The 22,595-nt window shown below is 51.8% G+C and carries 19 protein-coding genes; 2 read left to right on the forward strand and 17 right to left on the reverse strand.

Annotated elements, in window-relative coordinates:
• Window positions 1–229: 229 nt before the first annotated feature.
• From SHEW_RS11560 to SHEW_RS11605, 10 genes are all read right to left on the reverse strand, one after another.
• The gene (locus SHEW_RS11560) at window positions 230–1,069 is read right to left on the reverse strand and encodes a co-chaperone YbbN (protein WP_011866029.1); all 840 of its coding nucleotides are present in this window, start codon (window positions 1,067–1,069) and stop codon (window positions 230–232) included.
• Window positions 1,070–1,189: 120 nt separating this feature from the next.
• Window positions 1,190–3,109, reverse strand: coding sequence for a molecular chaperone HtpG (gene htpG / locus SHEW_RS11565; RefSeq protein WP_011866030.1), 1,920 nt, complete (start codon window positions 3,107–3,109; stop codon window positions 1,190–1,192).
• A 155-nt stretch (window positions 3,110–3,264) separates the two neighbouring features.
• Entirely contained in the window at window positions 3,265–3,864 is a 600-nt protein-coding gene (gene recR / locus SHEW_RS11570; RefSeq protein WP_011866031.1) for a recombination mediator RecR, read from the reverse strand.
• A gap of 2 nt (window positions 3,865–3,866) precedes the next feature.
• A complete protein-coding gene (locus SHEW_RS11575) occupies window positions 3,867–4,196 on the reverse strand; it encodes a YbaB/EbfC family nucleoid-associated protein (RefSeq protein WP_011866032.1) in 330 nt (109 codons plus the stop codon).
• Between the two features lie 222 nt (window positions 4,197–4,418).
• Window positions 4,419–7,760: a DNA polymerase III subunit gamma/tau gene (gene dnaX, locus SHEW_RS11580; RefSeq protein WP_011866033.1), complete on the reverse strand. Its 3,342-nt coding sequence runs from the start codon at window positions 7,758–7,760 to the stop codon at window positions 4,419–4,421.
• 384 nt (window positions 7,761–8,144) lie between these two features.
• The gene (apt, locus tag SHEW_RS11585) at window positions 8,145–8,699 is read right to left on the reverse strand and encodes an adenine phosphoribosyltransferase (RefSeq protein ID WP_083764354.1); all 555 of its coding nucleotides are present in this window, start codon (window positions 8,697–8,699) and stop codon (window positions 8,145–8,147) included.
• Window positions 8,700–8,858: 159 nt separating this feature from the next.
• Window positions 8,859–9,227 carry a YbaN family protein gene (locus SHEW_RS11590; protein ID WP_011866035.1) on the reverse strand — a complete coding sequence of 123 codons (369 nt, stop codon included), beginning with the start codon at window positions 9,225–9,227 and terminating at the stop codon, window positions 8,859–8,861.
• Between the two features lie 319 nt (window positions 9,228–9,546).
• Window positions 9,547–10,290 carry an HvfC family RiPP maturation protein gene (locus SHEW_RS11595; protein WP_011866037.1) on the reverse strand — a complete coding sequence of 248 codons (744 nt, stop codon included), beginning with the start codon at window positions 10,288–10,290 and terminating at the stop codon, window positions 9,547–9,549.
• Entirely contained in the window at window positions 10,291–11,127 is an 837-nt protein-coding gene (locus tag SHEW_RS11600) for an HvfB family MNIO-type RiPP peptide maturase (RefSeq protein ID WP_011866038.1), read from the reverse strand.
• A 102-nt stretch (window positions 11,128–11,229) separates the two neighbouring features.
• Window positions 11,230–11,670 (reverse strand): HvfA family oxazolone/thioamide-modified RiPP metallophore, encoded by a 441-nt coding sequence (locus SHEW_RS11605; protein WP_011866039.1) that lies wholly within the window; start codon window positions 11,668–11,670, stop codon window positions 11,230–11,232.
• 441 nt (window positions 11,671–12,111) lie between these two features.
• Between SHEW_RS11605 and dusC the strand changes: the two genes are divergently transcribed.
• Together dusC and SHEW_RS11620 are read left to right on the forward strand one after the other, a co-directional pair.
• Entirely contained in the window at window positions 12,112–13,041 is a 930-nt protein-coding gene (gene dusC / locus SHEW_RS11615) for a tRNA dihydrouridine(16) synthase DusC (protein ID WP_011866040.1), read from the forward strand.
• A gap of 252 nt (window positions 13,042–13,293) precedes the next feature.
• On the forward strand, window positions 13,294–13,650 hold the full coding sequence (locus tag SHEW_RS11620) for a TraR/DksA family transcriptional regulator (protein WP_011866041.1): 357 nt from the start codon (window positions 13,294–13,296) through the stop codon (window positions 13,648–13,650).
• A 221-nt stretch (window positions 13,651–13,871) separates the two neighbouring features.
• Here the strand turns inward: SHEW_RS11620 and SHEW_RS11625 are convergent, their stop codons facing one another.
• From SHEW_RS11625 to rnm, 7 genes are all read right to left on the reverse strand, one after another.
• Window positions 13,872–16,550, reverse strand: a complete 2,679-nt coding sequence (locus SHEW_RS11625; RefSeq protein ID WP_011866042.1) for a TonB-dependent receptor — start codon at window positions 16,548–16,550, stop codon at window positions 13,872–13,874.
• Between the two features lie 590 nt (window positions 16,551–17,140).
• Entirely contained in the window at window positions 17,141–18,055 is a 915-nt protein-coding gene (locus tag SHEW_RS11630) for a hypothetical protein (protein ID WP_011866043.1), read from the reverse strand.
• A gap of 302 nt (window positions 18,056–18,357) precedes the next feature.
• Complete coding sequence (gene rluB / locus SHEW_RS11635) at window positions 18,358–19,224, reverse strand: 23S rRNA pseudouridine(2605) synthase RluB (RefSeq protein WP_041406648.1); 867 nt, start codon at window positions 19,222–19,224, stop codon at window positions 18,358–18,360.
• Window positions 19,217–19,834, reverse strand: a complete 618-nt coding sequence (scpB, locus tag SHEW_RS11640; RefSeq protein WP_041407221.1) for an SMC-Scp complex subunit ScpB — start codon at window positions 19,832–19,834, stop codon at window positions 19,217–19,219. The genes rluB and scpB overlap by 8 nt, the downstream gene beginning before the upstream one ends.
• Before the next feature lie 15 nt (window positions 19,835–19,849).
• Complete coding sequence (locus tag SHEW_RS11645) at window positions 19,850–20,638, reverse strand: segregation and condensation protein A (RefSeq protein ID WP_011866046.1); 789 nt, start codon at window positions 20,636–20,638, stop codon at window positions 19,850–19,852.
• A gap of 163 nt (window positions 20,639–20,801) precedes the next feature.
• The gene (locus SHEW_RS11650) at window positions 20,802–21,422 is read right to left on the reverse strand and encodes an L-threonylcarbamoyladenylate synthase (protein WP_011866047.1); all 621 of its coding nucleotides are present in this window, start codon (window positions 21,420–21,422) and stop codon (window positions 20,802–20,804) included.
• Complete coding sequence (rnm, locus tag SHEW_RS11655) at window positions 21,419–22,279, reverse strand: RNase RNM (RefSeq protein ID WP_011866048.1); 861 nt, start codon at window positions 22,277–22,279, stop codon at window positions 21,419–21,421. Before rnm ends, SHEW_RS11650 begins: the two co-directional genes overlap by 4 nt.
• Window positions 22,280–22,595: the final 316 nt, after the last annotated feature.

Below are 22,595 nucleotides of genomic sequence, written 5' to 3' on the forward strand. Positions count from 1 at the left end.
AACGATTTCTAACAGCATTGCTGACCGCCCACGGTGAAAGGCAGGAAGCCTTTCATAAAGTGCAGTGCGTGTTTAGATGAACCCATTGGGCAGTGTTTGTAGGCCATTTTTACAGCGTTATCGCCCGTTTGTGTAACTCTGGTTTATAAAAACACTACACGCACAGGCTATGCCTTGTATAAATCACCTACAAACTGCTGCAAAAACAAACAGCAAAGATCAACAGGCCCTAGTAGAGCAAGGTGTATAATTTGCGGCGATATTGATTGGCCACGGCATGTCCCTGACCTAATGCGGTGAGGATCTCCATGAAAAGCTGCTTGATCTCACCTTGCTGGGCCTGCAGATCTGTCTTTAATACCAGATAGAGACGCTCGAGCGCTTCTTCATCGCGCTTGGCGCCATGAAGCGCCTTGGCAAGGGACAAGAGCTTGGCATAATCGCTGGGGTCTTGTTCGACATCATCCAGCAGACTTCTAATCTCCGGCGTATCGGCGGCGTCCAGCGCCAGGGAGAGCTTGGCCTTGAGGCTCTGATAGTAGGCGTCTTGATCGGCAAGGCCGACACCATCGAGCAGCACCTTAGCCTGGTTGATATCGGCAACGGCCAGCAGCGCGTCGGCATACACTAAAGATACCTCGGCCGTCTGGCACTCCTGATAGGCTTGCTTGAGCAGCGGCAGCGCCCCTTCGGCATCGCCCTCGGCCAGTTGCGCCTTGGCCTGATTAAGCGCGACTTGCCAGGCCTTAGGCAGATGCTGGTCGAGTAAGGCCTCGATTTGCGCCGCCTCTTGCAGGCCGGCAAAGCCATCGACCGGCTTACCCTCTTTTAGCACCAAAGTAGTTGGCAGACTCTGGATCTGAAAATAGTTGGCTATCTCCATCTCCTGATCGCAGTTGACCTTAGCCAGCAGGAAACGTCCCTGGGCGGCGATCTGGGTCAGCATCTGCATCAGCTGCAGGCTCTCTGGGCTCTGCTGGCTCCAAAACGTCATGACCACTACCTGCTGCATGGAGGCGTCGACCACTTGCTGAATGTTCTCTTTGGTTAAATCCAATACTGAATCCATAATATCTCTTTTATCGAGAGCATCTCTTTGTTTGAGAGAGCTTGTCTCTGTTAATGAGTTAGCGATAAGTAGATAGCATAAGAGGCAGTCAAACTGCCTCTTACTAACTCTAGCTTAGATTTACTTAACGCTGGCTAACAACATCTTGTTCATCAGTTTGATGAAGGCTGATGGGTCGGCCAGGCTACCTTTCTCAGACAGCTGCGCCTGTTGCAGCAAGAGCTCGGCCCACTGACCAAACACCTCTTCATCCTGCTCTGTGTCCAGACGTTTCACCAGCGGGTGCTCGGGGTTAAGCTCAAACACAGGCTTGCTCTCCGTCACGGCCTGGCCGGCGGCCTGCATCAATTTAATCATCTGCGACGACATCTCACCGGCGCCGGCGACGACACAGGCTGGGGTGTCGGTTAGACGACTGGTTACCTTCACCTCGGCCACCTTATCGCCCAGCACCTCTTTGACGCGTTTCACCAGGCCTTCAGACTCGGTTTCCAGCTTCTCCTGAGCCTCTTTCTCGGCGGCGTCTTCCAGCTCGCCCAGTTCGAGATCACCACGGGTCACCGAGTGCAGCTGCTTGCCGTCAAACTCGGAGAGATGGTTGATCAACCACTCGTCGATACGCTCTGACATCAAGAGCACCTCGATACCCTTCTTACGCAGTAGCTCTAGGTGTGGGCTGTTGGCCGCCGCTTCATGACTGTCGGCAACGATATAGTAGATCTTGCTCTGACCTTCCTTCATGCGCTCAACATAGTCACTCAGTGAAACGGTATGAGCCGCCTCGTTGGTGTGCGTCGAGGCAAAGCGCAGCAAGCCGGCGATCTTCTCCTTGTTGGCGAAATCTTCCGCCGGACCTTCTTTCAATACCTGACCAAACTCGGCCCAGAAGGTTTGATACTTCTCAGGATCGTTCTTAGCCAGCTTCTCTAGCATGCCAAGCACGCGTTTGGTCACCGCAGTACGCAGCGCCGTGGTGATCTTGTTGTCCTGCAAGATTTCACGCGAGACGTTCAGCGGCAAATCGTTTGAGTCGATAAGACCCTGCACGAAACGCAGGTAGCTCGGCATAAACTGCTCGGCATCGTCCATCACGAACACGCGCTGCACGAAGAGTTTCAGGCCATGTTTACGGTCGCGATTCCACAGATCCCATGGGGCTTTCGATGGAATGTATAGTAGGCTGGTGTACTCCTGCTTACCCTCGACGCGGTTGTGGCTCCACAGTAACGGGTCGGCAAAATCATGGGAGATATGCTTGTAGAACTCTTGATACTCTTCGTCGGTGACATCGCTCTTGTTACGAGTCCACAGGGCAGTCGCCTTGTTCATCGCCTTCCAGTGACCTTCGGTAGCAGGAATGGCTTCACCGCCCTCCTCGGTCGCTTCCTGGGCTGGCGTGCCTTCTTGCCACATCTCTACCGGTACCGAGATATGATCTGAGTATTTGGTGATGATAGAGCGCAGACGGTAATCGCTCGCAAACTCTTTCTCTTCTTCGCGAAGGTGCAAGATGATCTCTGTACCACGACTCTCTTTGACGATGTTTTCGACAGTGAACTCGCCTTCACCGGCTGATTCCCACTGCACCGCCTCATCTGCCGCGTGACCGGCGGCGCGAGTGCGTACGGTCACCTTGTCGGCAACGATGAAGGCCGAGTAGAAGCCCACACCAAACTGACCGATCAGCTGTGAGTCTTTAGACTCATCGCCCGATAGATTCTTGAAAAACTCTGCGGTGCCCGACTTGGCGATGGTACCCAGATGCTCTATCACGCCATCGCGGGTCATACCGATACCATTATCTTCAATGGTCACTGTACCTTTCTCGCTATCGGCACTGACGCGTACGCGCAGCTCACCGTCGCCTTCGTAAAGCTCATCTTTAGTCAAGGCTTCGTAACGAAGTTTATCGGCCGCATCGGCGGCGTTAGAGACCAATTCACGCAAGAAAATCTCTTTATTGGAGTATAAAGAGTGGATCATCAAATTGAGTAGTTGTTTGACTTCTGTTTGAAAGCCATGGGTTTCTTGATGTGACATGGATGTTTCCTTCTCTATTTCACAAAAACGCTTATGGCTTTAGAGATGGGGCTGGATTTTCGCTTTTCAAGCCAAAAACAGACAAAGGGTTTTAATTGGTCAAAAAAAATCCAGCTCAAGATGAACTGGATTTTATTGTAGGACTTAAAAGAGCCTTATAACGGAATGCGTCCATTAAAGGAGAGCGCCAGCGTGGTGCTGTCGACATACTCCAGCTCGCCGCCCACGGGCACACCATGAGCGATTCGGCTCACATTGACCTCATGCTGCTTGGCCATATCGGCGATAAAGTGCGCTGTCGCGTCCCCTTCTACCGTCGGGTTGGTGGCCAGGATAAGTTCGCTTACCTCACCACTGGCCAGGTGAGTCTCGAGCAGACTCAAGCCCAGCTCGTCCGGCCCCACACCATCGAGCGGTGACAGATGCCCTAAGAGCACAAAATAACGCCCCGAGAAATGACCACCGGCTTCGATCGCCAATACATCGGCGGGCGTCTCGACCACACAGATCAAATCTGAGTTACCACGACGACTACTGGCGCAGATAGGACACAGGCTCTCTTCGGTGAAGGTACGACAGCTGCTGCAGTGCCCCACATCACTCATGGCGCTCGACAGCGCCTGGGCCAGCTTATGACCCGCCTTGCGATCGCGCTCTAGCAGTTGAAACGCCATGCGCTGCGCCGATTTGGGGCCAACCCCGGGCAGGCAGCGTAGCGACTGGATCAACTCGTCGACCAGGGGACTAAATTTCATCTTTAGAAAGGCATCTTCATGCCAGGTGGCAACTGCATGCCGCCTGTGACTTCTGCCATCTTCTCTTTCTGACTCTCTTCGACACGACGCGCCGCATCGTTGCAAGCTGCCGCGATCAGATCTTCAAGCATCTCTTTGTCATCTTCTAGCAGGCTTGGGTCGATCTCGACCTTACGTACACTGTGAGAGCCTGTCATAGTGACTTTAACAAGACCCGCACCGGCTTCACCGGTGACTTCCATACGTGCGATCTCTTCTTGCACCTTAGCCATCTTGTCTTGCATCATCTGGGCCTGTTTCATCAGGTTGCCCATACCGCCTTTTCCAAACATATCGAGTTCTCTTCAATATTAAAAAAACTGGCTAATCTTACTGAATTAGCACCAATAAGCAATCAAAGCTGATCACCAATCTTAAAACTTATGACCTGCGAGCCCTTTCGCACCGCTAAACCAATTCATTCCATCGAGCTCACTGCGTTTGCTGAGGACATTAGCAAGTCGTACTAACAACTGACTCAAGCTATCGCTCATGTAAGCGATAACTCGCGTGAGTTAAGACTCCTCTGTCGCCACAAAGTTCGACTTATCGATAAGTGCTATCGTCTGGCCCCGCTTACCCAGCAGCTCCGGCAGATAACTTAAGCTGTCTGGCTCCATCTCTGCCTGCATCACCTGTGTCAGCCATTGAATGTTTTCATCTTGCAATAACCCCTGATGCGCCTGCTCGAGCAGTTCGCGATGGAATCGCTGACGGATCTCTAGCGGTGTCTCACGCTCAGGCTCGACCCCGACGCTAAACGCCACCTGGCAGCTGCCGCCTAACGCCTTAGACAAGGCATCTTCGAGCTGACTGATGGCGCCTGGCGCCGCCAGGTGCTTCTGATTGGGCTTAAGCACCAAAGGCAGAGGCTCACTAAAGGCCTTACATACGGCGTTGACCGCCAGCTGTCTTACCCGGCCGCCGATCTCCAGCGCCGACATCAAGCGATACCATTTAAGATCCGTATCGTGCCCTGTGATCTCATCGGCCACAAAGGCCACTTGTGTCGTCTGGCTGACGGGCTCAGTGACGGCTGAAGGTGCCGACACTTCCTGCGCTGCAGGACTCTGGACGGGATGATTGCCGAAAGCACCGCTTTCATTTGAGCCTTGGTCATCCGAGTTGAGGTCCTCCGAGCTTTGGTCATCCAAGCTTTGGTCATCCAAGCTTTGGTCATCCAAGCTTTGGTCCTCCAAGCTGAGTTCATCCAAGCCTTGTTCTATCTGAGCAGCTGCATCGGCGCGGGCGTGTGACTCAGATTGAGTATCGACTTGCCCAGCAAGATTAGGCACTTCATCACTTGGTGCGGTAACTGCCTGCAGGCTCGGCTCTGGCGACACCCAAGGCGGCCTGTCTTCATCATTTAGGTACGCATTAGGCTGCTGCGCAGAATAATTGTGCTGCGTCTCAGGCGCTTTCGTCCCATGCTCAGTCTTCCCAGCCTCGTTCGTCACAGCCGTGTTCGAGACAGCTTCGACGATCAAGGCATTATCTTGAGCGTTCTGGGCTGTCTCACCAAAGCTCTGAGAAGTTGCTTCTCCGCTCGGGGCTGTTTCTACGCTCAGGGCTGCTTGCTCTGGCCGTTTGGGCGGCACATAAGGCTCTGCGCCAGACTTATTCTCTTCGCCCGCCTGCTGTTCGCTACTCGCTTGAGCCTGGTTAGCCCCAGGCTTCTTAGCGCCGACTAGGGGCTTTTTTGATGCGCTCTCCTTAGCCGCGTCCTCCTTAGCCGCATCTTCCTCAAGATCGCTAAGCAGGCTCTGACGCGCATTCAATACGGCGTCGAGCAGATCATCTTCTAACAGGTTGGGCGTGGTGTCTTCACTTGCCAATCCAGTATCGGGAGTCAAACCGCCAAGTGGTGCATTTTCATTTACCGGAGCGCTACTAACCTGGGCACTGTTGTCAACAGGCCTTGTCGCCGCAGAGGAAGAGATATCGCCAGATGCCTGACTATCCTGTCCCTGCTGATAGGCTAGGTAGGCTTCATAGTCGCTTGGGTCGCCAGACTCATCGTCATCTGAACTGAAATAGAGGTCATCGTAAAAACTGCCACTCTCGTCTGCTGACGAACTGGCTTGCTCGGCTATTGAAGCTGTTTGCTCGACGCTTTCTGCCGGCATTTTTGGCTCGGTTGACAGAGCCGCTTCACCGCCCTGTGCTGTCGCAGCACTCGTCGACGCATCCACTTTAGACTCGGCAGATGCTTCGCTTACGGGACTTTTATTTGCCGAGCTTGTTTCTTGCGGGCTCGGCTCAGGGCTAGATTCAGGCTCAGGGCTAGGCTCAGGACTATGGTTAGTGCTAAGCTCAGCGCTAAGCTCAGGGCTGTGCCCTTTGCTTTGGGCCTGGCTCAAGATCAGCTGCTGCTCGGCAAACAGATCGAGTGCACCCTCATCCTCTTCAAGCGCATCCTTTTCTGTCGAATCAGCTTCAACTAAATCCACTGCAACTAAATTCGCTTCAAATGGGCCGTCAGTATCGCTTAACTTGTTCGTCTGCTCAGCAGTGGACGCTTGCGCATCGGACAACATTGCCACACTTGCTTCATTGCTGGCCTCGACCTTAGCTTTTTCTTCAACCTCGGCCTTGTCTTCAACCTCGGCTTCCGCCTGACTGTTTAGCACAGACTCAGCAGGTTTCACCGGCTTAACTGTTCCATCTGGCCTAGCAGAGGTTGGCGCAACATCTTCACCCTTGCCCAGTTCTGGTAAGGGAGTGTCAGGCAAGAGGATCTCGCTGCCGGCCTCGCCCATCCAGCGTTGCACAGGCGCCTCGGGCACGAAAGCGATGGCGCGCAGCAGCGCCATCTCCAGGCCTGACTTAGGGTCGGGCGCATGGGGCAGATCCTGCCGACCGTTTAGCAATAGTTGATAATAGAGCTGTACCTGCTCGGGCCTTAGCTGTTTGGCGAAGGCCTTGATCTGCTCGGCATATTGCGACAGCTGAGCGGCGCTGGGTGCAAACTGGGTCAAGGTGATCTGATGCAGCAATTCCAGCAGGCTGCGCAGCACCTCATGGGGATCGGCGCCGAAGGATAAAACATCCCCAGTCACCTTCATGAGCAGATCCACGTCGCCATCGCACAGGGCTTTGAGCAAGACAATCACATGATGCTCATCTATGGTGCCCAGCATGGTCTGCACCTGAGTGAGCCTGACTTGACCTGCGCCGAAGGCTATAGCCTGATCCGTTAGACTCAAGGCGTCACGCATACTGCCGTTGGCCGCCTTGGCGAGTAGTTTTACCGCGCCATCATCATACCCCACCTGCTCCTGAGCCAGGATGTGGCCAAGCTGCACGCAGATCTCGTCAAGTGTCAGACTCTTAAGGTTAAATTGCAGACAGCGGGAGAGTACGGTGACGGGCAGGCGCTGGGGATCTGTGGTCGCCAGCAAGAACTTAACATGCTCTGGGGGCTCTTCCAGCGTCTTCAACAGCGCATTGAAGCTGCTGCGCGAGAGCATGTGCACCTCATCGATAAGATACACCTTGAAGCGGCCGCGCGTGGGGCGATACTGAACGTTGTCCAGCAACTCGCGGGTATCGTCAACCTTGGTGCGCGACGCGGCATCCACCTCGATAAGATCGACAAATCGCCCCTGGGCGATCTCGACACAGCTGGCACACTGGCCACAGGGCGTGGCCGTTACCCCTTGCTCACAGTTCAGTCCCTTGGCAAATAGCCTAGCCAGACTCGTCTTACCTACCCCTCGGGTACCGGTAAACAGATAGGCATGATGTAGACGGTTTTGCGATAAGGCATTGGTTAGGGCATGCAGCACATGTGACTGACCGACAACTTGCTCAAATGTTGCAGGGCGCCATTTTCTGGCTAACACCTGATATGACATGGAACTCCCCAAGGTTGGTAACTAGTACGAAGCACACTTCATTAATCAGCAAACAATAACATGCCAAGGTCCATCTCGCTAGCAAGCTAAGCGCTTAGCGCGCCTTAATTTATCTTTGTTAAGCCAGCTTGCTTCATGTTTAACCTATCACCCGCTTTGCCCGCCCAGATGAGGCCTAATGCTAAGCCATCATGAGCCACTCTTTAGCCAGTCTTTAGCGAGTTGACAAGGCAATGTTAGCCATCGCCCTCACCCATCAGCCGCATGGGACAGACAGCAGGCTCACATATCTCATCGCCTAACATCACAGATGCCCAGATAGCAAAATGCCGCGGCATAGCCACGGCACTTATATAATCGACATGAGCGATCAATTAGACGGAATTACTCGCCTTCAAACTCACACAGGGTCATCAGAGAAAGACCCATCTCGGCTAGACGATGCTCGCCGCCAAGCTCTGGCAGAGAGATCACAAATGCCGCATGCTCAACCTCGCCGCCCAACTGACGGATAAGCTTTACTGTCGCTTCGATAGTGCCGCCTGTAGCCAGCAGATCGTCGACAACTAATACCTTGTCGCCCGGCTTAATGGCATCCGTGTGGATCTCCAGCATGTCATGGCCATATTCCAGCTCATAACTCTCAGAAATGGTTTCGCGGGGCAGTTTACCCGGCTTACGCACAGGCACGAAACCTACGCCCAACTCTAACGCCAGCGGCGCGCCGAAAAGGAAGCCACGCGCCTCTGTGCCCACCACTTTGGTCACGCCAAGATCTTTATAGCGCTCAACAAACAGGGCAATCGTCGCCTGATAGGCCGCTGGGTCTTCCATTAAACTGGTTACATCGCGAAACATGATCCCTGGTTTCGGATAATCTGGAATTGTCTTAATGCTCTGCTTGATCAAGGCTAACTTGTCTGTATTCATTACTACCATCTTTTTCGTTTGAGCCCTTAAAAAGGACAAACTGGCCATAGGGCCAGTTTTGACTAGAATTTTCGGCTAAAGCTTAAGCTCCTTTGATATGGGTTGCAACAGCGAATGTCACAAAGCTTAACCAAACTCACCGCCAAGGTTCACAACCTAAGTTCACAATCAGTCGTCTAATTCGGGAATTTGCCTGAGATAAAGCAGCAAGCCTGTTAACATGGCCAGTAGCATCAACTTCACCCAAAGCAGCGGCACCAAGATGATACTCACGCTAAAACTTAAACAGGTGGCGATATAGGCCTTGCGCTTCAAGCCACGGCGAATGGCGCGCTCGCTATGCCAGTTCTGCAGCGCATCGGCAAACCAAGGGTGGGTCATCAGCCAGTCATGCAGGCGCGAACTCGAGCGGGCAAAACAAAAGGCCGCCAGCAAGATAAAAGGCACGGTCGGCAGTAGCGGAAGGGCAATGCCAAGCAGGCCGAGAAACAGACTGCTAAGGCCTAGGAGTAGATAGAAGCCCCGCTTGATAACCATGAATTCCTCGCATAAAAAAACCACTCAAGAATGAGTGGTTAGTATACCCGACTTAGCCCGCTAAGCTAGTTGCTTAACCGCTTAAGGCTAATGCTTAAGAGATCAGGTTTAGGTGTTTCAACCATGACAGGGTAGCTGGCAGCGTAGGCAACATCATTACCAGCAAGAAACCAAGAAAATAAACAAAATTAAACGGGTCTTTAAACGGCTGACTCATACTTTCCTCACTCATGATTGACAACTTTTATTGATCTAGATCAATTTTTGCCGCCATTATAGTGACAAGCCAGCACGATAGAAAGGCCTAATTGGACAAATTTTATCTCGCGGCGACCACTATGCCCCGCTGAGCCATATCCAGCAGCAACTGCCGACAACCCTCTACTATCTGAGGCCTCGGCATCTGCTGATAAAGGGCTGCAATCCAGTCACATAGCGCAGCAAACTCCACACCATCTTGCTGCTCGATATAGGCCAGCACCTGTGCCGTAAGCGGATTAAGCTGCAAGAAACAGACTTCATCGTCAGCATCCCGGTAGATACAGAAAAAGTTTGGCTGCTCGCTAGGCGCCTCGGGGCGATAGTCGGGGCTAATGCGCTGCACCTCAAAATGGTATTGGGCCACCCTGGCGGCCAAGCTTAACCCCAGGGGCTGGGTTTCCAGGCTTTGCTCGTCAATACTTTGCGATTGTCTGTCATCGGGCGCCGTAGCCACCACCAGCTCCAACCATTCGTAGTGAGCCAGCTCTAGCATGAAGGCGGGATCTTGCTCGCTCAGCTGATACTCGTTTTGCAAGAACAGCAAAAACTCCTGGGCGATTTCGATAAAGATCGGCGTCTGACAATCATGGGTCACAAAAAACTGCTGCACCAGCGCCTGCCAGTCATCTTCTTCATACAAGGAGCAGAGCACGGGAAAACCACTGGCGACAAACCCCTTCACATTATTAAAAAACAATTCGCGATAGATCCCCATACGCCTTTCGTCCGTCCCCTGAGGCAGGGGCGATGAAGGGTCTTTGATGTAATCGATAAACGACTGCTGGACTTGGGTAAAACTCATCTAGGCGCTCCGATGGCTGGGCTGTAATGCCTTGGTCTGATAGCCATGTATCTTGTTGATCTCTTTGAGCAACTCATGGGTGGCAGGAATATTAAAGTCACGCTCGAGCAAGGTTGGAAACACACCATGGGTCTGATAACAGATCGCTAACAAACGCCAGACGGGGTCGATCACCTCGCTGCCATGGGTATCGACCTTAAGATCTTCCGCCTCATCGTAATGACCGGCAATATGCAGGTAGGCGATACGCTCGCTGGGCATGGCCCTTAAGAAGGCTTCGGCGTCATATTGATGATTGATCGAGTTAACATAGATGTTGTTCACATCCAGCAGCAGGCGACAATCTGCCTCTTCAAGCACGGCGCTGACAAACTCACACTCGCTCATCTCGCTCGCGGGCGAGGCGTAAAAGGATACGTTTTCCAGAATAAAGGGACGCTCTAAGATATCCTGTACCTGCTCAATACGCCTTGCCACGTGGCGCACCGCCTCATCAGTAAAGGGGATTGGCATCAAGTCATACAGATGGCCCTTGCCCGAACAGTAACTTAAGTGCTCCGAATAGATCTCTATGTCGTGATGGTCTAGAAAGGTTTTAATCTGCTTAACGAAACGCGTATCTAGGGGCTCTGGGCCACCGATAGAGAGCGACAGTCCGTGGCAGAAAAACTTGTGCTTCTCGGTTAACTGCCTAAATTGACGGCCAAACTTACCACCAAGTGTCATCCAGTTCTCGGGCGCCACCTCGAAAAAATCGATGGCACCGGGGACAGACTGGCAAAACTCATCTAGCATCTCGCGGCGCAGGCCGAGCCCCACCTTAGCTTGTGTCATCATCACTCCACCTCTAGTGAACAAATTGACGCATTTACCTTATGTAAAAAGAATTAGGCCAGTATTCACTGGCCTAATCGACATGGGCAATTGCCTTAAGGCCTATTACTTATGGCCGCCACACTTGCCTTCTTTGCCCTTCTTCATATCTTCGCCGCACTTGCCCTCTTTGGCCTTCATGTTCTCGCCACACTTACCTTCTTTGGCTTTCATGTTTTCGCCGCACTTACCCTCTTTATGGGCCTTCATCTGGGCGCCGCATTTACCTTCGCCACACTTACCTTCTTTGGCGCCTTTCTTCATGCCTTCGCCACATTTACCCTCTTTGGCTTTCATGTTCTCGCCGCACTTACCTTCTTTGGCGCCTTTCTTCATGTTCTCGCCGCACTTGCCTTCGCCACACTTACCTTCGCCATCGGCGATCTGGTAACCAGCTTGCATTTCACTGTAACCAAACGGATTAGCTTGAGCCTGCGCCGCAAACGCGCTACCAACAAACACAGTGCCTAACGCTACAGCAACAGCAGTATTCTTAACTAATTTCATAATCTCTTCCTTTGTTGATCTCTTATATGCAATGGTTTGCCAACATCAGTGCGTTGCTGGCTCGGATAATATGACCCGGCCCCCTAGATTTTTATTTCAAAAAACTTATCAGGCATCACATTTATGACCCAAATTATGTGTTAGTGCAAGCATCTAAACAGCAGTAATCGATTGATCTCAAGTCTTTATTGACTAGAAATCGATAAGCCAGTCATAGACAACAAAAGATACTCGCATCTGACTCATAAGTTTGGCTGGGCAGAGCCGTTATCCCCACACCTTCCCGCACGCACACAGGCTTTGTATCTGCCAGGCGCTTGACGTAGAATAAGCGCCCTTTTACCCTGCCTGGCAATGCAGTACTCAAGCAGTACGTACACCATGGCCGACAGGTTCACCTTTTTAGGCTCTGCGCCTTGAATTAATGAGAAAACGAGAATCATGCGTGTCATCTTAGCCCCGATGGAAGGCGTTGCCGACGCCCCGATGCGAGCCCTGCTAACCAGCGTTGGTGGCTATGACATGGTGATCAGCGAATTTATTCGTGTCGTCGATCAATTACTGCCGGAAAAAGTCTTCTACCGACTCTGCGCCGAGCTTAAGTACCAATGCAGAACCGCCTCGGGCACTCCGGTGCGCCTGCAATTGCTGGGGCAGGAGCCTAACTGGATGGCCGAGAATGCCATTCGCGCCGTCGAGCTCGGTTCTCGCGGCGTCGACCTTAACTATGGCTGCCCTGCCCCTATGGTTAATCGCAGCAAGGGCGGCGCGGCGCTGTTAAAAGAGCCCGAAACCATCTACCGGGTAACCCAGGCCGTGAGGCAGGCGGTGCCCAAGGACAAGCCAGTGTCGGCCAAGATCCGCCTGGGGTGGGATGACAAGAGCCGCTGCACAGAAATCGCCCAGGCTATCGAGGCGGCCGGCGCCACCGAACTGACGGTGCACGCCCGCACCAAAGAGGAAGCCTACCGACCGCCGGCGCACTGGGAATATATCGCGCAGATAAAATCTGTCACTCGCCTGCCCATCATCGCCAACGGCGAGATCTGGGGCAGAGAAGATTACCTCAAATGCCGCGAGGCCAGCGGCTGTGATGATGTCATGCTCGGCCGCGGTGCCCTGACCATCCCCAACCTGGCCCACGTAGTAAAAGGCGAGCAGACGCCCATGCCCTGGCCCGAGGTGCTGGCGCTGCTGCTGCAATATTCAGAATTTGAGATAGTCAGCGAGAAAGAGAAGTACTATCCGGCGCGCATCAAACAGTGGCTGAGGTTTATCGCCCGCCACTATGAGGAGGGCGAAGCCCTGTTCCGCCAGGTACGCGTACTGAAAGATACCCAGAGCATCTTGTCCCTGCTACGCAGTTGCTAGCAAGATACTTGTGCCTGACGGTAGCATCTGTAGGCTCTATGATGCTTCAGGGCATCAGGCACTGCTAACCTTCAAGCCTTCCCTATCTCAAGGCGCGACAAATAGCCAGTCTGGTCGCGCCTTAACTGGTCTGATCTTCACATCCCTCAACGCGATTCACCATAAAAGTCACCGACTTTTGATCTTAGTCATAGCCAATACGCCCAAGCGGTTTAGACTGATTATCTAAGAATATCAACTAGGCAATGATTTGTGAGCAGATCCCATATCAGACATGAACTGTCGGTGCTTGAAGCGAATCTCAGGAAAGAGTTAGGTACCCTGCTGGCATTACATCAAATAACACTCGATACCCAGCAACTCTCGCTGACCTCCCTCATCGACGAGATGACCGCGGCCAAACTGGCCGACGAGCCCTTATTTATCAAACTGACCCAACTCGATGCGGCGCTGTGCCAGCTGGATCTGGGTCTCTACGGCTTGTGCTCAGACTGTGAGGCCGATATCGAAGCCGAGCGGCTCAACGCCAATCCGCTCGAGCAGCGCTGCACCCAATGCGCCGCCGATTACGCCCACGAACACAGGCACGAGCTCAGGCTCACACACTAAGCACACATCCCTAAGCGGGCTGCTTGCTAATCGAGCAGTTCGCTCAATCGCGCCAATTGAATTAGTGAGCTTGTCGCGTCAGCCGAATTAATCACGCCAGTCACGATAGCCGCGCCAGTCGACAACTAATTTAAAAGACAGTCCACTTAATAACCCCCATAAAAAAGCCTCCTGAATCAGGAGGCTTTTATCGTTAAGTCACAGGGAGGGTGAATAACGATTTAGAACTTCTGGTTAATACGCAGATAGAAGGTACGACCCAATACATCGTATAGGTTGGTGTTCACATCGCGATAACCCGCATAGTCATACCAAGTCGGTGCTTTTTCGTCGAACAGGTTGTTCACACCCACTGTGATAGTACCGTTCCAATCATGGGTATAACCCACCTGGAAGTTATGCTTGAAGTAGCTTGGTGTGTCGATGATGTAGTCGTAACCAAGGTCGCGCCACATTGCACCTGACTGACTACCGATATACACGGTTGTCCAAGCCGCGCTGAAATCGTTGTAGTACCAAGCCGCGGCGAAGTTACCACGCCAATCAGGATAGTCTTGCGTACCTGAGTAATCGATCTTCTCAGATTCGGCATCGGCCTGCTCTTTAAAGTCGAGGATGTGAGTAACATCTAGCTTAAGGTTGAAGTCACCGAAGCCTGTCTCGAAGTTGTATGAAGAAGCAAAGTCAAAACCAGACGTTTCCAGCGATGCCTTGTTCACATAACCACTTTCAAGGTACTCAATCTTACCGTCTGGGCCACGAGTCACGAAGTCAGAGCCACCGTTGATCTTCTCATCACGGATCACGTCTGATGCGCTAACGGCTTCAATTTTGTTGTCATAAGTGATTGAGTAATATGATAGTTCAACACTCCACGCATCGGTCACGTTCCAGACGCCACCCAATGTCAGTGAGTTACCCTCTTCCGCTTCTAGATTCGGGTTACCACCAAACCAAGTCTTGTGCTGGTTACCTGTAGCACAGTAGTTGGCGTCAGAATTGTTGTTGGCTTCACACCAAACCGAATCGTAGGCTTTCTCGAAACTCAGAGATTGCGACGAGAACATCTCACCCATATTTGGTGCGCGGAATGAATCACCGTAGCTAGCACGAAGCAGCAACGAATCGACAGGGCGCCAGCTCAAACCAAACTTAGGTACAACGGCATCGAATGTAGAAGAGTTAGTCACCTGACCTTCTGCACCCGTCAAGGTACCTTCCTGCTCATAACGCTCATAACGTAGCGCCGCTGACAGTTCGAAGTTGGCAGGCAGTGCCATCTGGATTTCGGTATAGGCAGACTGACGTGTACGCTCAGCATCAACATCGTCACCACCCGAACCACCAGAGATAATGCCAGAAGCCGACTCTGGATCAGAGGTTTGCTTGAAGTTGATCATCTCATACTCTAAACCACCTACGATGGCCAATGAGAAATCACCTTGTTCATACAGCATGGTGCTGGCAAGGCCGTCGATCTGCGTGCTGTCGAACTTACCTTGGTATACACCAGTGTGGTTTGCGGCAGAATAGAGTGCAGTCATCTGCTGCTCCCACTCTGCATAGCTCATACCCGAGGTATTGAAGACATCATAGTTGCCAGTATCGATCTCGCTCTGAATGATGTTGTCGTTGATCAGGTTGTAGTTAAAGGCGTTAGTGGTCGACGCAGAGTGCTGTGCGTTCAGCTCCCAATCGATACCATTACCCACGTCGGCATAGCCTACGAAGCCACCTAGAATGTCGAAACTGTTTGTTTCTGTTAGGGTGTCACGCTCACCAATCTGAACAGAGCGCATGTACAGCGTCATGTCCTTACCCGTTGGGTTATATTGGTTATCCGCGCTCATCACAGGATAGTTAGTCGATACAGGTGTACCGGCATAACGTGTGTTGGTTTCGCTCAAAGATGCGGTACCACGACCACGGAAGCGAATGTTATCCGTGATGTCATAGTTAAAGTTGGTCATGAAAGAGTTGCGGGTCATGTCGCCAAATAGCTTGGTTACCGCGCCATAGCTGTATAGACAGCGACCATTGTTCTGACCATCTGTGGTATCGGCAACGTTATCGGTATCGGCACACATCTCAGAGTTTGAGTAGAATGCATAGATATCATCGCCATCGGCATCTTTCTCGCCGGTGTTATAATAGCCATTCGGCACAGAGCTAAAAGAGCTGTAGTCACCATAGCTAGGATCATCCATGTTCCAGATGTCACGGTCCATCACAGCCTTAGTGTCATAGTACTCATAGGTAAAAGTCACATTACCTTTCTCAGAGTTGAAGCCAGCCGCAATAGAGAAACGATTGGCATCACCGCCTTCTACGCTAGGCTGCTCTGTGCTGAAGTCGACTTGGAATCCATCAAACTCTTTCTTGGTAATGATGTTAATTACACCTGCTACGGCGTCTGAGCCATAAACTGCAGATGCACCATCACGTAGGATCTCGATACGTTCAACGATTGCTAGTGGAATCTGAGATGTATCTGCCTCGGCACCCGAGCTAGAGCTGGTACCAGGCATACGACGGCCATCAAGCAATACCAAGGTAGCCTGAGAACCTAAACCACGCATGTTGACTGTTGAAGTCGCACTCGCACCCGAACCATAACCCGAAGTACCACGCCAAGAACCAAAGGCGTTGATAGAAGAGTTATTCAATACGTCGGCAACAGTTTTTTCACCGGTCAACGCGATATCTGCCGCACTTAATACAGTCACAGGAGACGAAGTCTCCATATCAACTTGCTTAATACGCGAACCAGTTACTTCGATGCGTTCAACTTTATCGCTTTGCTCTTCAGCAATTGCGATACCAGAAAATGCAATGCTAGATGTCGCGGCGGCAAATAAGCCTACGCGAACCGCTTTTGCTGTTAAGGTCAAAGAGTTCATATGTTTCCCTCACAATACGAAACCAGACAATCTGAGTTTCGATCATTAATTTATTTTTTATTTTTAAAATAAGAAGAATGTCCTTCGGTGAAGATATTGTGAAAAAAGATAAAATAAGTCAACGCAGTTAACATGAAAATAACCACAATGATAAACATTGATACAACTCGATAATAAAAACCGATAACCCTCAACCGCCAAAAACAACACACACACTTGATTTACAACGAGTTTTCATAACAGCCAGGATTATCAGAAAATGTAAAAATGAAAAAACAATCAGACGATACAAATTAATACGTCTGTACCAAATATGTTTAATAGTTTAACGAAAGATCAATTAAATATAAAAAACAACCACAAAAGTAACAATGTAAAATAATGTATCTCGATAGTAAGAAATGGTAAACAACAATTTTAACAACAAAAACATTAAAATTTATCTATTACGCACCTTAACCTTTACCTTAAAAATAAATTAAAAATCCACAGAATTAGAAAGAATTGACATTCAGGATATTTGACTAAACAAAATGCGAAAATACAGAAGTGATAAAGACCAAATGATGTCTCACTCGGTCTTAAATAGGTTAAAGGGCAATTTTAGCGAAATAAATGGCGCAGTCGCCTTCGTGGGAGGAGTAATAACTGACCATCAAGATATTGTCACTGAGCACGACACCGGCATAACTGGTGTCGCCGCCCGAAGGCAGGGTGAGCAACTCCGCTATTTGCGCGCTTTGTCTGTCGATCGCCACCAGAGCGGTACGCACACGACCATCATAGAGGCGCACCACGCCATAAAGCTGACCTTGATAGAGAAAGGTTACGGGTCCCCCTACGCGGCAATTCGCCGTTTGCCAATGCCACTGGGTATATGGAGGCGCTGACTCGCCCAGCAATGCACGCTCATCGGTCAGCCACAGTGGATCCCGGCGCAGCAGACAGATGGCTTTGTCTTCCTCGTCGAACACTAAACCAGACTCATTGACATAACCGGCCTGACTAAGCTTCTCCACCAGGGGATAAAAATCGGTATTAGCGTCACTCTTATACAGCGCCGCATAGCCATCATGTTCATGACAATAATAGGCTATGCCATAGAAGTAGCCCTTGTGGGGCGTGATGCGCCACAGCCACTCTCTCTCTTTCACCAGCGCCCTTGGCGCAGACCAATGTATCCCATCATCAGACTGCCAGCAGTAAGAGCGCATGCCCTCACCCTTGCCCTCATGCATAGCGGCGCCGCCAAACAGAAACAGGCTATCCCCCTCGATCACCAGTTTACCGTCCCTAAGGTCGGCAAAATCGGCCTCGATGAGGGCAACACTATGCCAGTCTTGTCCATCATTATCGGTGCATAGGATCCGCAGCGCGCCATCAGGTGACACATGGGCACTGGCTTCCCTGAATACGCAATAGAGCTTGCCGCGATAGAGAGCAAGATCGGTAAAGGCATTGTGAGCCGACTTATCCCATATTTTGGTGACTGAGCATAATTTCATCTTGCGCTTCCTGAAGCTAATAAGCTTCATCATGGCTGACGACGACAGATGACTCAAGTCTGTGAGGCTTAGGGAAGGTGCGAATAAGTCCCGTGCTTGCTCTGCGTGTGCTTAAAGTGGGTAGATGCAAGGCACAGTTTGCAGCGAATGGTCCTAGTCCTTCGCAAGAACTGTAACGCAGTAAATACCACTGTAAGCCTCGCCCTGCGGGGCTTTGCGACGACTTGTTCGCACCTTCCTTAGGCAACACTAGAAAAAGGCATAAAAAAAGCCGCACGAGGCGGCTTTTACTACACACTTTTTTAGCTGCGTTGACGCGGCGTTTTACCCGCTGTGGTCTTGTGCTTACGCACGGCGCGGCGGATCTTGGCGCTTTTCACCTTGGCGCGGGCCACACTGTGTTTGTCTGTACCCAGCAGGGTGCGCGTCTCCTCATCCATGCCGGCCAGCTTACGCAGATAGTTCACCTGCTCAATTGGCAGCTCGACCCAACCACCTCGAGGCAGGGATTTAGGCAGATCTATCATGCCGTAGCGAATACGGATCAGGCGGCTCACCTGCACTTCCTGTGATTCCCACAGGCGGCGAACCTCACGGTTACGGCCTTCGGCCAGCGACACATGCCACCATTTATTCATGCCCTCGCCACCGGCTGGCTTTATCTTATCGAAATGCGCCGGGCCATCTTCCAAGGTTACGCCGCTGCGCAGACGCTGAATGCAGGCATCGGTCACCTCTCCAAAGGTGCGCACGGCGTATTCACGCTCCACCTCATGAGACGGGTGCATCAGGCGGTTGGCCAGCTCACCGTCAGAGGTAAACAGCAACAAGCCTGAGGTGTTGATATCCAGACGACCTACCGCAACCCAGCGAGAATCTCGGGTCTTAGGCAGACGGTCGAATACCGTCGGGCGCCCTTCGGGATCTTTGCGGCTGCAGATCTCCCCTTCAGGCTTGTGATAGGCGATCACACGGCACACCAAGTCGTCTTCCGACTTAATAGATACCGTACGACCATCGATACGCACCTTGGCATCGGCCTCGATACGATCACCAAGTTTGGCAATTTCACCGTCTATACTAACTCGACCTGCAGCAATCCATGCCTCCATCTCACGACGGGAGCCATGGCCTGCACGGGCCAAGACTTTCTGCAATTTTTCACTCATTAGTAGACTCTTCATCGGTTTGAGGCGCTGTGTTGTCAGGGGTCGAGTCGACCGCCTGGGTTTGTCCAAACAGCGCCGCTAGTGACTCGGCATCGGATAAGGGAGGAAGGTCCGCTATCCTGTCCAAGCCAAAATAGGCTAAAAATTCATTTGTGGTCGCATAGAGCGCGGGCCTGCCCGGTACCTCTTTATGACCGATTATCTTAATCCAATGTCTATCGGATAGACTCTTTATGATGTGGCTTCCCACCGCCACACCACGAACAAACTCAATATCGGCACGAGTAACCGGCTGACGATAGGCGATCACCGCCAGCGTTTCCAGCGTCGCTCGCGAATAGCGCGGCGCCTTCTCCTGCCACAGAGGCTGCAAATAAGGGCTCAAGGTCTCGATGGACTGAAAACGATATCCGCCCGCCACCTTGACTAACTCTATGCCGCGCCCCTGATAATCCTGCTGCAACTCCTCAATGGCCGCCTTCACTTTGGCGCGGGAGACGCTAAAGTTGGCCAGCACACTCTCATTTAGGTGCTTGATAGAGACAGTCCTAGCCATCACAAACAGACTGGCTTCAATCAGCTGTTTGAGCTGATCCGGATTTATTTGCAGTTTCTTACTCGACAATCAATAGGCCCTAACATGTATGGTCGACAGCGGCTGCGCCTGGATCAGATCGACCAAAAGCTCTTTCACCAGCTCCATCAGCGCAAGAAAGCTCACCACCACGCCAGCTCGCCCCTCAGAAACATCAAATAGCTGCTCAAAAGGCACATAGGACTTGCCTTCTAGCATAGCCAATATTTGCGTCATGCGTTCCCGTGTCGACAGATGCTCACGCTGCACATGGTGATGCTCTGTGGCCTCGACCCGCTTTAACACGGCGGCAAAGGCACCGGCCAACTCCACTAGAGAAACAGACGGCGGCACTAACACAGGCTTGATATCAGGCGCCGGCAACACCTTAGCCTGAAACACATCTCGCTCGAGTCGCGGCAAGGCATCTAGCCTTTGCTGCGCGTCTTTAATCACCTCGTAGGCCTTAAGCTGTCTGATCAGCTGGGCACGGGGATCGGCCTCATCTTCCTCTGCAAGTTCGGGTCTTGGCAGCAAGAGGCGCGACTTGATCTCGGCCAGGGTGGCGGCCATCACCAGATAGTCGGCGGCTAGTTCCACCCTGGCCCCCTGCAACAGCTCGATATACTCAAGATATTGATCCGTCACCGGCGCAATGGCCATCTCGACCACATCCAGTTTCTGCTTACGGATCAGATAGAGCAGCAGATCCAGCGGGCCTTCGAAAGACTCGAGAAACACCTCTAGCGCCTCGGGCGGAATAAAGAGATCCGCCGGCAGCTCCTTAACGGGCTCGCCCCTGACCACGGCCAAAGGTAAACTTTGCTGAGTCCCCTGCATCCGCTCTCCAAGTCAGCAGACAGGCATTTGCCTGCCACAGGCTAAAGGTTAGATAATAACGATAAATTACCGCCATTTAGGGCGAATAATCACCGGTTTCTGGCGAGGCTAATCGACACCAAACGCGCGATTATACCTGCAAATTTGACCAATAGACAGGGCTTTAGCCAAACTGGCTAACATCACCTGCACCTTCACGTAAGATCTCGATATCGCCCTCTGAGAGATCGATAACCGTAGTCGGTTTCTCACCCAGATAACCGCCATGAATAATCACGTCTACCTGATGCTCGAGGATGTCACGGATATGCTCGGGATCTGACTCGGTAAACTCTTCACCCGGCAGGATAAGACTGGTAGACATCAGCGGTGCATCGAGCGCCTCAAGCAGCGCCAGGGCAATCACATTGTCTGGCACGCGAATACCAATAGTCTTCTTCTTCGGGTTCTGTAGGCGCTTAGGCACCTCTTTGGTGGCCTTGAAGATGAAGGTAAAAGGACCAGGGGTGTTGTGCTTAAGCACGCGGTAAGCCTGGTTATCCACCCTGGCATAGGTTGCCAGCTCAGACTGATCACGCACCATCAGCGAGAAGTTATGGTCGTTCTCAATCTGACGAATACGCACTATGCGGGTCATCGCATCTTTCTCACCCAGCAGACAACCTAGGGCATAGCCAGAGTCTGTGGGATAGACCACGACTCCGCCCTGCTTGATCACATTGACCGCCTGATTAATCAGACGAACCTGAGGATTTTCCTCATGTACATAAAAAAATTGACTCATGGGTTTCCCATCCAATTATCCATTTGCCACACCCAATCGACACCTTGGGGTTGGAACATATTTCTACCTAACTCGAGCCAGCTACCGGGAAAATGAAAATCGCTTCCCAGCGAGGCATGCAGTTCATTTAGCCGACTCAAGGCTATTAAGTTGTTACGATCGTCCAGGGTCTGCTGCCCCAGCACCACTTCCATGGCATCGCCACCGGCGGCCTTAAATTCACGCACCAAACGCTTTAACCATTTGGCCGACAACTTGTAGCCGCTAGGATGTGCCAGCACGGCGACGCCGCCCGCCTCATGAATGATGGCGATAGCGGTTTCCATGTCAGACCAATTGTTTGGCACATAGCCTGTCTTGCCCCGGGCCAGGTATTTCTTGAACACGGCGGCAGCATTGGTAGCATAGCCGTTGTCCGCCAGCCAGCGTGCATAATGGCCACGACTCAGCGCAGCACCTTCGGCTAACGCCTTAGCCCCTTCATAGGCGCCGCTGATGCCCGCCTTCTCCAGGCGCACGCCTATCTCCATCGCCCGCGCCTCACGCAAGGCCCTCTGCTGGGTCAGGAAGGTATCCAGCCCCTGATGTTCAGGGTCAATATTCAAGGCGACGATATGAATATCGAAGTTATTCCAGCGGGTAGAGATCTCGCAGCCGTTAATCAGAGTTAGAGGCTCTGCTTGACTGTCGTTGAAGCTGTGGGCTTCCTTAAGACCGGCTAAGGTATCGTGATCGGTAATGGCCAGCATCTGCACCCCATTATCCAGGGCACGGGCCACTAATTCTGACGGGGTTAACTGGCCGTCGGATGCCGTGGTGTGGCTGTGAAGATCGATTAAACGCGTTTCATCTGTCATCCCTTTATTCTACTCGACTTTGTTATTAGAAACATCTAATTGGATGAAAATGGACGAAATTGCATGAGATTCGTTAAATCTCCTCGGTAATCACTACAGATTGTGATCTTAAAGTGCTAAATAACAGCCAAATAGAAAAATATTCAATTGACAAGGCTGCGGGGGGGATGTTTTTATATAGCCATCAACAAGATTTTACCTTTACATGAGATAGACACTGAAATGACGACGCAGCTATTCAACAACATCAACTGGTGGTGGCACTTCCCAACATAGCGGGTGGTGTGAATTTCTGTGCTCATGTAAAAGAGACAAG

It is taken from the genome of Shewanella loihica PV-4 (assembly GCF_000016065.1).
Lineage (GTDB): Bacteria > Pseudomonadota > Gammaproteobacteria > Enterobacterales > Shewanellaceae > Shewanella > Shewanella loihica.